We start from the raw sequence: 14,092 nt of genomic DNA on the forward strand, positions 1-14,092 counted from the left end.
GATCAAGATGATTGTGAGATAAGAAAAGTCATTTAAAGCCTCACGCCGCCACGCATCCAATGCATTCGAAGAATATTTTCGATGCTGTTTATGCATATGCCTCTGGAGGCTGCGGGTTAGCTTGCATATTTCTAAATGCTATTAAATTGTGAATTTATAGTATTTAAAGTTTTGTTCAGTCTATGCCTACTTTTTGCTCCCCAGGCGACCGTCGCCCACCAGGAGCTGCGCTTATGAAACTGCCCTTTAAACGTCTGATCAGCCTGTTCGCCGGCACCGCCCTGGCCGGGTTGGTGCATGCCGCCGACCTCAAGGAAATCCGCATCGCAGTGCCCGACCTCAGTGCCGGCAGCCAGCACAGCGGCGGTGGCATCACCGACGTGTTGCGTGAACAGCAGATCTTTGAAAAAGCCTTTGCCGACCAAGGCATCAAGATCCAGTGGAATTACTTCAAGGGCGCCGGTCCGGTGATCAATGAAGCGTTCGCCAACGGCCAGGTGGACCTGGCCTATCTGGGCGACCTGGCAGCGATCATCGGCCGCTCCAATGGCCTGGATACGCGGCTGCTCAGCGCCTCTGCACGGGGAGTGAAACACTACCTCGGCGTGGTGCCGGGCTCCGGCATCAAGACCTTGCAAGACCTCAAGGGCAAGCGCGTGGCGGTGTTCCGAGGCACGGCCAGCCAGTTGTCGTTCGACAGCGCATTGGCCAGCCAGGGCTTGAGCGAGAAGGACCTTAAGGTGATCAACCTGGACTTCAACGCGGCCGCTGCCGCCCTGGCCGCCAAGCAGATTGACGCCACCTGGGGCGGGTCCACCCTGACGGCGTTGCAGGCCAAAGGTTTGGCAGAAATACCGCTGACCACCAAGGACCTGGGCGATGCCGGCAGCATCCAGGCCGTGCTGGTGGGCAGCTCCAAATTCGTCGATGAACACCCAGACGCCGTGGCCACGTTGCTCAAGGCCCAGCAGCAAGCGGTGCAGTGGTTGACCGATGACAACAACAAACAGGCGTACATCGCACTGGTGTCAGGGCTGGCCAGTTACCCGCCGGTGATCCTCACCAATGATTTGAAAGACCAGAAACTCAGCGAAGTTTTCCCCTCCACGCTGGACCCGGTGTTCCTTGGCAAATTGCAGGATGCGGTGGACTTGGCGTCCAGGGAGAAGTTGATTCGCAAGTCGTTTCAGGTGAGTGATTGGGTGGCGCCTGGGCTGGTGGCGGCAGGGCTCTGAGCTTGTCGGTGCCTGGGCTATCGCTATCGCAGGCAAGCCAGCTCCCACACTTGAATGTGTTCAACGCTCAAATGTGGGAGCGGGCTTGCCTGCGATGAGGCCCTTCAAACCGCCACACTGACCTGCTGGCTATCCACCTCCACCAAGGTCTCGATCATCGCCTTCGCCGCCGGCGACAACCGCGACCCCGTGCGGCTGACGATCCCGCAGCGTGCGCTCAGGGTGTCCATGTGCTGCGGCAAGTTGCGCCAGTGCAGCAGCACCAGCGCCCCCCTGGCAATGTCCTCGGCAAAGGCTTCTTCAGTGCCGACGCCGATGGCATTGGTTTGCAGCACGATGCTCACCAGTGCCGGGAAGTGCTCGGTCTGAATACTGGGTGAAAAATCCATACGCCCACTCAGGTTCGCCAGCAGTTTGCGAATGCCTTGGGAGATCAGCGGCGCCGCCAGCGGGTAGTCGAACATATCGTTGGTGGACAGGCTGTCCTTGGCCAGCAAAGGGTGGCCGGGTCGGCAGAAAAACACCCCGCGTTTGGGGGTGAGTGCGCGGGTCTGGAAATTCGGGTCGGCCTCGAACTGACGGATGTCAGCGATAAAAAATTCGATCTCTTCACGGCTCAGGCGGCGGCTGAGGGTTTCCCAGTTATCCACCTGAAACGTGGTACGGATTTTCGGGTGGGCGTTGATAAACCGCGCCACGGCATCCGGCACCAGTTTCACCGCGGGCGCCGGACCGCAGCCGAAACGCAGGTCGCCGGCGTCCAGCTTGGTCATGCGCGTCACTTCACTGCTCAGCAGCGCTGCGCCATGCACCAGGCTCAGGGCGTGCTGCAACACCACCTGGCCTTCCGGCGTGGGGCGCAAGTCCTTGTGGCCACGGTCTACGAGCACGCAACCGAACTCCTGCTCCAGCCCCTGGATGCTGCGGCTGAACGCTGGTTGGGTGATGCCCATGGCGTCCGCGGCACGCACGAAACTGCGGTGTTCGTTGAGGGCGATGAAGTAGCGCAGTTGGCGAAGATCCATATGCTTTCCCGGCATTTTAAAAATAGGTCGAAGGCATTTGCGACCGAGCAAGCTGAGGTTTTAAATGCAAGCTCTTATTCCGTCAACGAAGAATTCATTCATTTGCTAGACCTAAATTGCATATGAATAGAGCGTTGCTGGAAGCGTCCCCCACCATTTCGCAGGCACATGAGGGTCATCACAATGAGCAACGCCGCATTAGCCGTTCAACCCATCGCCCACGCACTCGATATTCACCCGGTGGCCGGGCGAATCGGTGCCGAGATCCGTGGCATCAAACTGTCCGGTGAGCTGGATGCCGCCACCGTCGAAGCCATTCAGCAGGCGCTGGTGCAGTACAAGGTGATCTTCTTCCGCGAACAAACCCATCTTGATGACCAGAGCCAGGAAGCCTTTGCTCACCTGCTCGGCGAGCCGATTGCCCACCCGACGGTGCCGGTGCGGGACGGCACGCGGTTCTTGATGGAGTTGGATGGCACCCGTGGCCAGCGCGCCAATTCCTGGCACACCGACGTGACCTTTGTGGATGCCTACCCTAAGGCCTCGATCCTGCGTTCGGTGCTGGCGCCTGCTTCCGGCGGCGATACCGTATGGGCCAACACAGCCGCTGCCTACAACGACCTCAGCGTGGAGCTGCGCGCATTGGCTGACCACCTCTGGGCGGTGCACAGCAACGAATACGACTACGCCGCACGCAAGCCGGATGTGGCGGTTGAGAAGCTGGAGGAATACCGCAAGGTCTTCACCTCCACAGTGTATGAAACCGAACACCCGGTGGTGCGCGTGCACCCGGTCAGCGGTGAGAAAACGCTGCTGTTGGGGCACTTCGTCAAACGCCTGAAAGGCTACTCCCAGGCAGAGTCGGCGCAGCTGTTCAACCTGCTGCAAGGCCACGTCACCCGCCTGGAAAACACCGTGCGCTGGCGCTGGAACACCGGTGACGTGGCGATCTGGGATAACCGCGCCACCCAGCATTACGCGGTGGACGACTACGGCACCCAGGAGCGCATCGTGCGCCGGGTTACGCTCAAGGGGGATGTGCCGGTGGGGGTGCAGGGGCAATCAAGCAAAACCACTAAAGGTCTTTAATCTGAGTGAAGATTAAAAAATGTGGGAGCGGGCTTGCCCGCGAATGCGCAGTGTCAGTCGACGTATTCATCAACTGACCCACTGCATTCGCGAGCAAGCCCGCTCCCACATTTGGATTCGTGGTGTTTACCAGACTCCGATCTTCACCACTTTCTCTGCCTCTGGCTCACCATAACGAAACCATTGCCCACGCAGTTCAACCTCCGTGTGGCTGATGGTGGTGCGCCGCTTCAAACCGCGCAGCCAGTCGAACAGATAACCCAGGTGCGTCTCGCGTACCTCGGCATAGGCGGGATCGCTGCCCAGGTCGTGCAGTTCTTGCGGGTCGTTTTCCAGGTCGAACAGTTGCGGGCGAAAGCCGTCGTAGGCCAGGTACTTCCAGCGCTCGCTGCGCACCATGGTCATGCGGCAACGGTCGATGGGTTGCTCCAGGCGCTCACGAGCGGGAGCCTGGAAGGCGTAGTCGTATTCGGCAATGGCGTAGCGGCGCCAGCTGGGTTGCTCGCCCTGCAGCAATGGAATCAATGAGCGGCCTTCCAGGCGATGGTCGGCGGCGGGCAAGCCCAAGGCGTCGAGGAAGGTGGGCAGGGCGTCGATGGTTTCCACCAGGCGCTCGTCTACGGTGCCGCGGCTGATATCGGCGCTGGCACGCGGGTCGCGCACGATCAGCGGTACACCCACCGCAGGCTCCAGCAAGAATTCTTTTTCACCGAGGAAATGATCGCCGAGGAAGTCGCCGTGGTCGCTGGTGAACACGATCAGCGTGTCGTCCCAGCGGCCAGTGCTTTGCAGAAAATCGAACAGCCGCCCGAGTTGATCGTCGATCTGTTTGATCAGGCCCATGTAGGTCGGAATCACCGTGAGGCGCACCTCGTCACGGGAAAAATTCTGGCTCTCCTGGTGTTGGCGGAATGCCTGGTACACCGGGTGATCGCTGGTGTGCTCAGGTTGAATCGGTGCCTGTACATGCTCGGTACGGTACAGCGCGTGATAAGGCGCCGGCGCGATGTAGGGCCAGTGCGGCTTGATATACGACAGGTGCAGGCACCAGGGCTGTTCACCTTGTTCGTCGATAAAGTCGATGGCGCGGTCGGTGGTGTAGACGGTCTCCGAATGTTCTTCGGCCACACGTGCGGGTTTGCCGGCGTTGCGCATGTGCCAGCCGCTGAGCACTTCGCCGTTCTCACCTTCGGCGGCGTTGGCCCATTCATGCCAGGGGTTGCGGCCGCTGTAGCCGTGATCGCGCAAGTATTGGGTGTAGGGCGCGGACTCGCGCTTATCGTCGAAAAGCGGGCTGTCGGGGTAGATGCCGTCGTGACGCAGATACGCGTCGAAACCAACCTCATTGAGCGGCTCGGCCTGGGCACTGTCGGGGTTGATCTGCAGGCGCTGCAAGGCCTCAAGGTTCGGCGTGGCGTGGGTCTTGCCCACCAGTGCGGTGCGGATGCCGTGGGGGCGCAGGTAGTCGCCGATCGTCAGTTCTTCCAGGGGCAGCGGCACTGCGTTCCAGGCCACTTGATGGCTGCTGACATAACGCCCGGTGTAGGCCGACATGCGCGACGGGCCGCAGATGGTGCCTTGTGTATAGGCCCGACTGAAACGCACGCCGGCGGCGGCCAGGCGGTCGATATTCGGCGTGTGCAGATGGGCATGGCCGTAGCAGGACAGGTAGTCGCGGCGCAGTTGGTCGCACATGATGTAGAGCACGTTGCGCACGGGTTTGGCGTCAGACATAGGAATTTACCGAACGGAGGACAGGTGGGTTTTTTCGCCGTTCGAGGGGCGCTCTGGCAAGTGCATTTGGGGACTGGGTTCTATGCATTGAGTGCATGGGTGTGGCTGCTGGCGTCATCGCAGGCAAGCCAGCTCCCACAGTTGAAATGCATTCCCCTGTGGGAGCTGGCTTGCCTGCGATGACGGCCTGACAGCAGACCCATATCTACCTGGCACCCCGCGATCAAATGGTGGGAGCAGGCTTACCCGGCGAAGGACCTGATGTGAGCGGCCAGTTCTGCCAGCGCTTTATCATCTGCCCTCGCCGCGTCATGGGAGGAGACATAGCCTTCATAACGCTCAAAATATTTGTCCTGGGTCGAACTGATTTTTTTGAAGGCGCTATCTTCCCCGGTCCCGTGCATCGGGAATAATTTGGCGTGCAGATGATCGACGCCATAACCCTCCAGAATCATGCCTGTTCTAGCCACACCTTTTAGTGCTTTGTCCAAAAGCTTCGCCGTCTTTTTGGCTGCGATGACCAAGTCACACAGCACGGCGTCCGGTTCGGCAAACGCATAGCTGCCGTGATGGGTTTTGGGGATAACGACACTGAACCCCGGGGTGTTGGGAAATATGGAGAGAAAGGCCATGTGGGTCTGGTCTTCCCATAGGAGGTGGCAGGGTGCAGTACGGCGGGCAATGCTGCAAAAAATACAGTCCATCAAACGCGCTTCCTCGTGCGAGTCAAAAGGTAGACCCTCTTGTATGTGATCTTTGTTATCTAACGATGACTTCACTGACGTTGCGGGCCGCTGTTCACTGCTTAGTCAGACCGCAATATTTTCCAACGCATAAGCATCCTCGTCCCTCTCGTCAATCTCCTTGATCTGCTCAATCATCGCCTGCGCCAGCGGCGACAACCGATACCCTGCGCGGCTGACGATCCCGTAGCGGGTGTAGCGCTCCTCCAGGTTTTCGTCCAACCCCTCAATCTGCAAACACACCAGTTCGCCCCGCGCCATGTGCAGCACATCGCTGTTGGCGCTGACGATGCCAATGGCGTCCGAGCGCAGTACCACGCCCATCAGGCTGTAACCGTTTTCGCATTCCACATTGGGCTGGTAATCCGGCCGGCCGCTGAGGTCGACGATGACTTTGCGCAGGTTCGGCGGGCGGATGGTCACTGCCAGCGGGTAGCTCATCAGTTCGGCGGCGCTGACGCTGTTGCGTGCGGCCAGGGGATGCCCGGCGCGGCAGCAGAAGTGCCAACGGCGCGGGCGCAGGCGGTGGGTGTGGTAGTCGGGGTTGGCTTCGAAGTGGCGGGTGTCGGCGACGAAGAATTCGAACTCTTCGCTGAGCAGCCGCTTGCCCAGGCTTTGCCAGTCATCCACTTGGAACTGCACGCGGGCCTTGGGGTAGCGCCCGATAAAACTGCCGATGGCACGTGGGACTAACCCAGCTGCCGGCGCGGGGCCGCAACCGAAACGCAGTTCACCGGCTTCCAGGCCGTTGAACTGGCTGATTTCATTGGCCAGTTGTTGTGCGCCGCTGACCAGGCGCCGTGCATGTTCGAGCAGCACCTGGCCTTGCTTGGTGGGCGCCAGGTCTTTGCGGCCACGGTCGACCAGTTGGCAGCCGGCACTGTGTTCCAGGGCCTGGATGCTGCGGCTGAACGCCGACTGCGACAGGTTCACCGCCGTTGCTGCCGCGACGAAACTGCGCTGTTCGGCGAGCGCGATGAAGTGGCGAAGCTGGCGCAGGTCGATATGCATTTTTCACATCAAAAATATCCGGGAAATGCATTGGCTATGCATTAGGTCGACTCCTTATAAAGGCTATCTCTTATGCAGTAAATGTTCGTAAAAACATAAATAAATAACCTTTAGGAATATGAGGCGACGAGTATTCCGGGGTTTTGGAGCCGCTTATGAGTCTGTTCAAGTCCTTGCCCCTGGCTGTTCTAGTGGCCGGTAGCAGCAGTTGGTCGCCGGCCCAGGCCGCTGAAACACCCGCGCCTGCCGGCAAGGGCGAAAGCGCCAGTGGCCAACTGGAAACTGTCACGGTCACTGCCCGGCGGCGTACCGAAAGTGCCCAGGCCGTGCCGACGCCCATGAGCGTGCTCGGCGGCCAGGCCCTGGAAACCCAGCGGGTGTACCGCATCCAGGATTTGCAGCAACTGGTGCCCAGCGTCAACGTCGCCTATATGCATGCGCGCCAGTCCAGCGTGTCGATCCGCGGCCTGGGCAACAACCCGGCCAGCGATGGCCTGGAAGGCAGCGTGGGGCTGTATATCGACAACGTCTACCTCGGGCGCCCGGGCATGGCGGTGTTCGACCTGATGGACATTGAGCAGCTTGAGGTTTTGCGCGGCCCCCAGGGCACGTTGTTCGGCAAGAACACCACCGCTGGCGTGATCAATATCAGTACGCGCGCGCCGAGTTTTACTCCCGAGCGCAGCATCGAAACTTCCCTGGGCGAGGACGGTTATTTCCAGACCAAGGGCACGATTTCCGGCCCGCTCACCGAGGACTTGGCAGGGCGTTTCTCGGCCTATCGCACGCGCAGCGACGGCGATATCAAGAACGAGTACGACGGCCATGATCTTAACGGTGGTTCGCGCCAAGGCTTTCGCGGGCAACTGCTGTACAAGCCCAACGAAGCGTTCAACCTGCGCTGGATCGGTGACTACAACGAAGAGGATTCCAGCGCCGGCACCCGCGTGCTGTACAGCACCGGCCCGACCATCAATGGCACCAACCTGTATCAATCCCGGGCCAGCGCGGCGGGCGCAACTTTGGTGGACGGCACCCATCGCAAGGTCAACCTCGACAACGACCAGCACGTCACGGTGTTCCAGGGCGGTACGTCGCTGGAAGCCAATTGGACGCTGCCCAGCGACTTCACCCTGACCTCGGTGAGTGCTTATCGCTGGTGGAATTTCACCCCGCGCAACGATGATGGCCTCAACGTACCGGCGTCGTATAACGCCGGGGTTTCGGTGGAAGATAAGCAGTGGTCTCAGGAGTTCCGCCTCGCGTCGCCCAGCGGTGGTTTCTTCGATTACGTGCTCGGCGCTTACTACTTCGGCTCCGACCTGGATAACAAATCCTTTGCCTACTACGGGCCCAAGGCCGATATCTGGAACGGCACACCTGCCGGTGCGTTGAGCAACGTGAGCAGTGTGGGCAACGGGCATATCCGCACCGACAGCTTCGCGCTGTTCGCCCAAGGCACCTGGCACCTGACCGAACGCCTGGATTTCACCGCCGGCCTGCGTGGCACCTACGAAGAGAAAAACGCCTGGGTCACGCGCAATGCGCCCGTCGGTGGCGCGGCGGTCAGCGGGGCTGCTGCCACGGCGCGGCGCGGGCGTACCGGGGCCTATGACTCGGGCGACCTGTCGCAATACAGCGCCACGCCGTCGGGGCTGCTCAACCTCAGTTATCACTTCAATGAAAACCTGCTGGGCTACGCGACGCTGTCCCATGGCGAGAAGTCCGGCGGTGTGAACCTGGCGGTGGGGTCTGCGCCGACGGCCGGAGCCGACTCGTTGCTGATCGGCACCGAGCGCGCCAACAACGCCGAGCTAGGCTTCAAGAGCACGTTGTGGGACCGCCGCCTGCAGCTCAATGCCAACCTGTTCTGGACCCAGGTCAACGGCTACCAGACCAACGCCTACGACCAGGACAACCGCGTGCAGTACCTGACCAACGCCGGCTCGGTACGCTCGCGGGGCGTGGAAGTCGAAAGCACCCTGGTGCCGATCAAGGGCCTGACCCTGAACATCAACGGCTCCTTCAATGACGTGACGTACCTGTCTTACAAGGACGCGCCGTGCCCGCCGGAAACCAGCCTGCGTCCCGGTGCGCCGGCATCCTGCGACCTGAGCGGCCATCAGGTAGTGGGCGCCTCCAAGTGGATCGCCAACGCCAACGGCGAGTACAAGTGGAACCTGGCGAACGGCTTCGAACCCTATGTCACCGCCAGTTACGCGTTCCGTTCCAAGGCGGTGGGCACGGTGGAAGATTCCGACTACGGGCAGATCCCGGCGTATGCGGTGGTCAACCTGTCTACCGGTTTGCGCGGCGACTATGACCAAGGGCAGTGGGATGTGTCGCTGTGGCTGAAAAACGCCTTCGACAAAACCTACTACACCACCCTGTGGACCGGTGGTAACGGCGGTTACGAGGGCCTGTTGGGCACGCCGCGCACCCTAGGCGTGACTGGGCGCTACGACTTCTAGGTCGGTGCGATAGGTGGCCGGGCTGAACACCCGCGTCACCAGCAGCATCGCCACCACCGTCACCGTCAGCACCACCCAGGCACTGACAAAGTTGCCGGTAAGCTCGCGCAGCCAGCCGGTCAGCCACGGCGAAATCGCATTGATCAAAAAGCCCACGCCTTGCACGAACGCCGCCAGTTGCCCGGCTTGGCGTGGGTCGCGATGGTGGTCGAGGGTCAGCAGCAAGCTCAGGGCAAAGCACGCCCCTAACCCGAAGCCGCACAAGGCCACCCACAGGTGGGGATATTCCTGCGGCGCAATGATCAGGCCCAGGTAGCCGATGGTTTGCGCCAGCAGGCTGATGCTGAGCAATGGGCGGCGGTCGATACCGCGTTGCGCCAGCACTGGCATCAACAGAGCGGCCGTCACCTGAAAAATCGTCATGAACGCCAGCAATGACCCGCTGGGCAGCACGCCCCAACCCAGTTGCTGATAGTAGGCGGGCAGCCACGCGACCATGCTCATGTAGCCGCAGTTGACCAGGCCGAAATACAGCGCCAGCAGCCAGGCGCGGCGGTTACGCAACCCTTTGAACGCAGGGGCCTGCTGTGGGTTTCGCGCCGCGCCCAGCGGCAGCCAGGCCCACAGCAACAACGCCCCCAGCGCCGGCAAGAGCCACACACCCAGGCCTGCTTGCCATTGCTGGAAATGCGTGGCCACCACCGGACTGAGCAGCGCCGCCAGGCCGCCACCGGCCATCAGCGAGGCCGAATACACGCCCATCGCCACCGGCACGCGGTGACGGAATTCGCGCTTGATCATCGCCGGCACCAGCGCCTGGATCAGCGCCACGCCCGCACCGCCGAGCAGCGCGGTAACCAGCAGTGCCGAAGCCTGGCCCATCAGCCAGCGCGCCAGGCACGCCAGCAAAATCATCAACAAGCCCAGGGCGATGCCGCGACGCTCGCCCAAGCGCGCCTCCACGCGCACGCCCACCAGTGCCACCAACCCCATGCAGATCACCGGCAGGCTGGTGAGCAGGGCGCTGCTCTGAAAGCTCAGGCCGGTGGCCTGGCGAATCTCGCCGAGCAGCGGGCTGATGGAACTGAGGATGGGGCGCAGGTTCAGGCCGAGCACCACCAGCAGGCCCCATCCGGCGAGGGATTTATTCAGGGTCATGCAGGGTTTTCCACTGGTGATACAGCGCAGTCATTGCGGCGTCGGGCAGGTGCTGGATGGGCAGGCGTTGCGCGCCGATAGGCAGGCCCACCTGTTGGCTGATGGCTGCGGTCGACAGGCCGTACGGCTCGGCCATTTCGTTGCTGGCGGCAAACACTACGCGTTCTACACCGCACTGGTACAGGGCGCTCAAGCACATTGGGCAAGGCTGTCCGCTGGCATAGATCACGCACCCCTCCAGGCGCGCACCCAGTTGTCGACTCGCTGCGCGGATCGCCAGCAGCTCAGCGTGGGCGGTGGGGTCCTGGGTCAGGTGGATCTCATTCACGGCTTCCACCAGCACCTCATTGTTGCGCGTCAGCACCGCGCCGAAGGGGCGGCCGCCTTGGGTGACGTTGGCACGGGCCAAGGCAATAGCGCGTTGCAGGTGTGCTTGATCGTTGGTCATACATGGCCCCCGGATGCGATGAAAGGTGTGAAGTATGGGCAGTCAGCAAGGTATTCTGAAATTAAATATAAACATGCCAATCAGTGGCAAACACAATGGTGATGACGTTGTTCGATCCCGTGTTGTTGCGCAGCTTTGTCGCCGTGGTGGACTGCGGCAATTTCACCCGCGCCGCCGAGCGACTGCACTTGACCCAGTCCACCGTCAGCCAACAAATCCGCCGCCTGGAAGACGCAGTGGCGTGTCAGTTACTCGACCGCGACCAGCGCCGGGTGGTGGCCACCGCCGAGGGTGAGCGCCTGCTCGCGTATGCGCGCCGCATCCTCGCGCTGCACGAAGAAGCCGCCGATGTGCTGATCAACCAGCAAAGCGACGGCGTGTTGCGCCTCGGCGTGCCGGAGGACTTTGCCGCCGAGCGCCTGATGCCGCTGCTTTCGGCATTTGTCGTTGCTTATCCACGGGTGCGACTGGAAGTCACCAGCGGGCTGGGCCCTGAATTGCAGCGCCAGTACCGGGGCGGTGAGTTCGATGTGTTGCTGGTCAAGCAGATGGGCGACAGCGACGACTGTGTGGTGTCGTGGCCGGAGCCCTTGTACTGGGTCGACAGCCTGAGCACTCCGGCCCTGGGCCGCGACCCGCTGCCGCTGGTGGCTTTCCCCGTAGGCGGCCTGTATCGCAACGACATGCTGCACCATCTGGAACGGGCCGGCTGGCGTTGGCGCATCGGCTATTCCAGCGCCAGCCTGGCCAGCGTTTGTTCGGCGGTGGCGGCAGGCTTGGGCATCAGTTTATTGCCCGAACGGGTATTGCAACCGGGCCATCGCATACTCGGCCCAGAGAGTGGCTTGCCGCCTGTTCATGGCGTGCGATTGGCCCTGTATGGCCGCAGTGGTCTGGGCGCAGCGGGCCAGAGTTTGCTGGGTGAATTGCTGGCCTTGTGCAGTGGAAACCCGCACTGAGCCCATACCTTTGCCGAATATTTTGTATGCCTTTAAGGCATTGAAAGACAACGGCTTGAAGCCAGGCCACGGGCCACGTGGCTTTGGCGTGATCGGCTGTTTTGTTTATGTGTTTTTGTTCTATGTATAACTTTAAAGATTACTTTAAGAGATAAGTGTCTGGCCCCGATGATTCAGCCCACGACGGGCCTTCGCTGGCCCGTCGGTTTTTCAAAACCGTAGGGAGTGAATCAATGGGCAATGTCCAGACCGCCGCCAGTGCACCCGAGGCGCAGTGGCGCCCGGCACCGAGTGGTGAGTTGGTCGACCTTGGCCGGCCGCATCACGCGCCGTTGGGGCAATTGCGCCTGCAGAAGACCCCGAAGCGTTTTTCCAGCCGCCGCGAGGGGGTTTTGCTCGGGTTGCTGGTGTTGGCGCTGCACGGTGCAGTGATCTATTGGGTGAGCCAGAAACCCACGCCGGTGCTGCCGATTGTGCCGCCGGAAATTCCACCGATGACCATCGAATTTTCCCAGCCGGCGCCGCCGGTGGTTGAACCGCCACCGCCTGTACCGCCACCACCGCCTCCGCCTGTGGTCGAACCACCGCCGCCGGTGGTGGATGAGTTGGCGGCCAAGCCGGCGCCGCCCAAACCCGTTGCGAAACCCAAACCCAAGCCCGTGCCTAAACCTGAGCCTAAGCCGGCCCCCAAGGCCGTCGAGCAGCCACCTGCACCACCGACGCCAGCGCCACCTGCACCGCCCGCACCCGCGGCGCCAGCGCCGGTGACGCCTGCTTCGGCCAACGCCGCGTACCTGAAGAACCCGGCGCCGGAATACCCGTCACTGGCTCAGCGTCGCGGTTGGGAAGGTACGGTGTTGCTGCGGGTGCAGGTGCTGGCCAGTGGTAAACCGGGTGAGATCCAGGTGCAAAAAAGCAGTGGTCGCCAGCAGTTGGATGACGCGGCATTGGCGGCGGTGAAGCGCTGGAGTTTCGTGCCTGCCAAGCAGGGCGATGTGGCCCAGAACGGCTGGGTGAGCGTGCCCATCGATTTCAAGATTCATTAATTATTCAGCGGCGCAGAGGGAAAACATCATGGCATTGGCATCTCCACTTGAATCCATCGAAAGCGCGGTGATCTGGCTGCTGGTGGCCTTTTCGGTCGCCACCTGGGGCCTGGCCTTGCTCAAGGGCGTGCAGTTCGGTCGCCTCAAGGCCCAGGATCGCAAGTTTCACAAACAGTTCTGGGCGGCATCGAGCCTCGACTCGGCCGCCGAACTCGCCGAAACCCAGCCTGGCGCCGCCGCCCGTGTAGCCCAGGCCGGCTATGCCGCGATCCAGGTGGGCGATACCCCCCACGCTGCGGATTTGAGCCAGGCGATCAATCACCAGGACCGCCTCGAACGCGCCCTGCGCCAGCAAATCGTGCGTGAGCGTCGCTCCCTGGAAACCGGCCTGGCTGTGGTCGCCAGTATCGGCAGCACCTCGCCGTTTATCGGCCTGTTTGGCACCGTGTGGGGGATCATGGAAGCGCTCAAGGGGATCAGTGCTGCCGGGTCCGCCAGCCTGGAAACCGTGGCGGGGCCCATCGGCGCGGCACTGGTGGCGACCGGCGTGGGGATCGCCGTCGCGGTGCCTGCTGTGCTGGTTTACAACTACTTCCTGCGTCGCCTGAAGCTGACGGCGGCAGACCTGGATGACTTTGCCCACGACTTCTACAGCCTGGCGCAGAAAAACGCGTTCCGCGTGCTGCTGCACCCGACGTTGGCCAAGGCCAACGCCGGCAGCCCGCAGAAAGTGAAGGAGGCATCCTGAATGGCCTTCTCCACGCAAGACAGCGATGAGGTGCTGAGCGAGATCAATGTCACGCCGCTGGTGGATGTGATGCTGGTGCTGCTGGTGGTGTTTATCGTCACCGCGCCGCTATTGACCAACTCCATCCCCATCAACCTGCCCAAAACCCAGGCCGTAGCGCCGGTTGAGCAGAAAGACCCGTTGGTGGTGAGCATCGACGGCGCGGGCAAACTGTTTATCAACAAGGACGCAATCCAGCCGGACCTGTTGGAATTCAACCTGCAGGCGGCCAAGGCCAAGGACCCCGACGTGCGGGTGCAATTGCAGGCCGACGATGGAGTGAACTACGGCGAAGTGGCGCGAGCCATGGCGTCGATCGAGCGCGCAGGCATTACCAAATTGTCGGTGATTACTGCACGTTAGTTTCAAAGAGCCGCGACACGTTT

The 14,092-nt window shown here is 61.6% G+C and carries 13 protein-coding genes; 7 read left to right on the forward strand and 6 right to left on the reverse strand.

Going from position 1 to position 14,092, the window contains the following annotated elements; all coding sequences use genetic code 11:
* Positions 1 to 233 precede the first annotated feature (233 nt).
* Positions 234 to 1,235, forward strand: coding sequence for an ABC transporter substrate-binding protein (locus AB4P90_RS01975; protein ID WP_020302215.1), 1,002 nt, complete (start codon positions 234 to 236; stop codon positions 1,233 to 1,235).
* 104 nt (positions 1,236 to 1,339) lie between these two features.
* Here AB4P90_RS01975 and AB4P90_RS01980 read toward each other — a convergent pair whose 3' ends face one another.
* Positions 1,340 to 2,260, reverse strand: coding sequence for a LysR family transcriptional regulator (locus tag AB4P90_RS01980; protein ID WP_003187586.1), 921 nt, complete (start codon positions 2,258 to 2,260; stop codon positions 1,340 to 1,342).
* A 183-nt stretch (positions 2,261 to 2,443) separates the two neighbouring features.
* On the opposite strand from AB4P90_RS01980, the gene AB4P90_RS01985 reads away from it, so the two are divergent.
* Positions 2,444 to 3,349, forward strand: coding sequence for a TauD/TfdA family dioxygenase (locus AB4P90_RS01985; RefSeq protein ID WP_003187589.1), 906 nt, complete (start codon positions 2,444 to 2,446; stop codon positions 3,347 to 3,349).
* A 126-nt stretch (positions 3,350 to 3,475) separates the two neighbouring features.
* Here AB4P90_RS01985 and AB4P90_RS01990 read toward each other — a convergent pair whose 3' ends face one another.
* From AB4P90_RS01990 to AB4P90_RS02000, 3 genes are all read right to left on the reverse strand, one after another.
* Complete coding sequence (locus AB4P90_RS01990) at positions 3,476 to 5,083, reverse strand: alkaline phosphatase family protein (protein WP_395605605.1); 1,608 nt, start codon at positions 5,081 to 5,083, stop codon at positions 3,476 to 3,478.
* Between the two features lie 242 nt (positions 5,084 to 5,325).
* Entirely contained in the window at positions 5,326 to 5,787 is a 462-nt protein-coding gene (locus AB4P90_RS01995) for an HIT family protein (protein WP_395606077.1), read from the reverse strand.
* Positions 5,788 to 5,892: 105 nt separating this feature from the next.
* Positions 5,893 to 6,837, reverse strand: a complete 945-nt coding sequence (locus AB4P90_RS02000; RefSeq protein ID WP_073844017.1) for a LysR family transcriptional regulator — start codon at positions 6,835 to 6,837, stop codon at positions 5,893 to 5,895.
* A gap of 155 nt (positions 6,838 to 6,992) precedes the next feature.
* Here AB4P90_RS02000 and AB4P90_RS02005 point away from each other — a divergent pair, with 155 nt between their 5' ends.
* Positions 6,993 to 9,308: a TonB-dependent receptor gene (locus tag AB4P90_RS02005; RefSeq protein WP_395605606.1), complete on the forward strand. Its 2,316-nt coding sequence runs from the start codon at positions 6,993 to 6,995 to the stop codon at positions 9,306 to 9,308.
* Here AB4P90_RS02005 and AB4P90_RS02010 read toward each other — a convergent pair.
* Together AB4P90_RS02010 and AB4P90_RS02015 are read right to left on the reverse strand one after the other, a co-directional pair.
* Positions 9,279 to 10,466, reverse strand: coding sequence for a CynX/NimT family MFS transporter (locus AB4P90_RS02010; protein WP_014716436.1), 1,188 nt, complete (start codon positions 10,464 to 10,466; stop codon positions 9,279 to 9,281). The genes AB4P90_RS02005 and AB4P90_RS02010 overlap by 30 nt on opposite strands.
* Positions 10,453 to 10,914: a nucleoside deaminase gene (locus AB4P90_RS02015; RefSeq protein ID WP_395605607.1), complete on the reverse strand. Its 462-nt coding sequence runs from the start codon at positions 10,912 to 10,914 to the stop codon at positions 10,453 to 10,455. The genes AB4P90_RS02010 and AB4P90_RS02015 overlap by 14 nt, the downstream gene beginning before the upstream one ends.
* Positions 10,915 to 11,021: 107 nt before the next feature.
* Between AB4P90_RS02015 and AB4P90_RS02020 the strand changes: the two genes are divergently transcribed.
* The 4 genes from AB4P90_RS02020 to AB4P90_RS02035 all read left to right on the forward strand — a co-directional run bounded on the left by AB4P90_RS02020 (position 11,022) and on the right by AB4P90_RS02035 (position 14,069).
* Positions 11,022 to 11,873 carry a LysR substrate-binding domain-containing protein gene (locus tag AB4P90_RS02020; protein ID WP_060768084.1) on the forward strand — a complete coding sequence of 284 codons (852 nt, stop codon included), beginning with the start codon at positions 11,022 to 11,024 and terminating at the stop codon, positions 11,871 to 11,873.
* 233 nt (positions 11,874 to 12,106) lie between these two features.
* Complete coding sequence (locus AB4P90_RS02025; protein ID WP_060767871.1) at positions 12,107 to 12,919, forward strand: energy transducer TonB; 813 nt, start codon at positions 12,107 to 12,109, stop codon at positions 12,917 to 12,919.
* A gap of 25 nt (positions 12,920 to 12,944) precedes the next feature.
* A complete protein-coding gene (locus AB4P90_RS02030; RefSeq protein ID WP_130175329.1) occupies positions 12,945 to 13,667 on the forward strand; it encodes a MotA/TolQ/ExbB proton channel family protein in 723 nt (240 codons plus the stop codon).
* Positions 13,668 to 14,069 (forward strand): biopolymer transporter ExbD, encoded by a 402-nt coding sequence (locus AB4P90_RS02035; RefSeq protein WP_014716440.1) that lies wholly within the window; start codon positions 13,668 to 13,670, stop codon positions 14,067 to 14,069.
* The last annotated feature ends 23 nt before the right edge of the window (positions 14,070 to 14,092 follow it).

It is taken from the genome of Pseudomonas sp. B16120 (assembly GCF_044218845.1).
GTDB lineage: Bacteria > Pseudomonadota > Gammaproteobacteria > Pseudomonadales > Pseudomonadaceae > Aquipseudomonas > Aquipseudomonas paracarnis.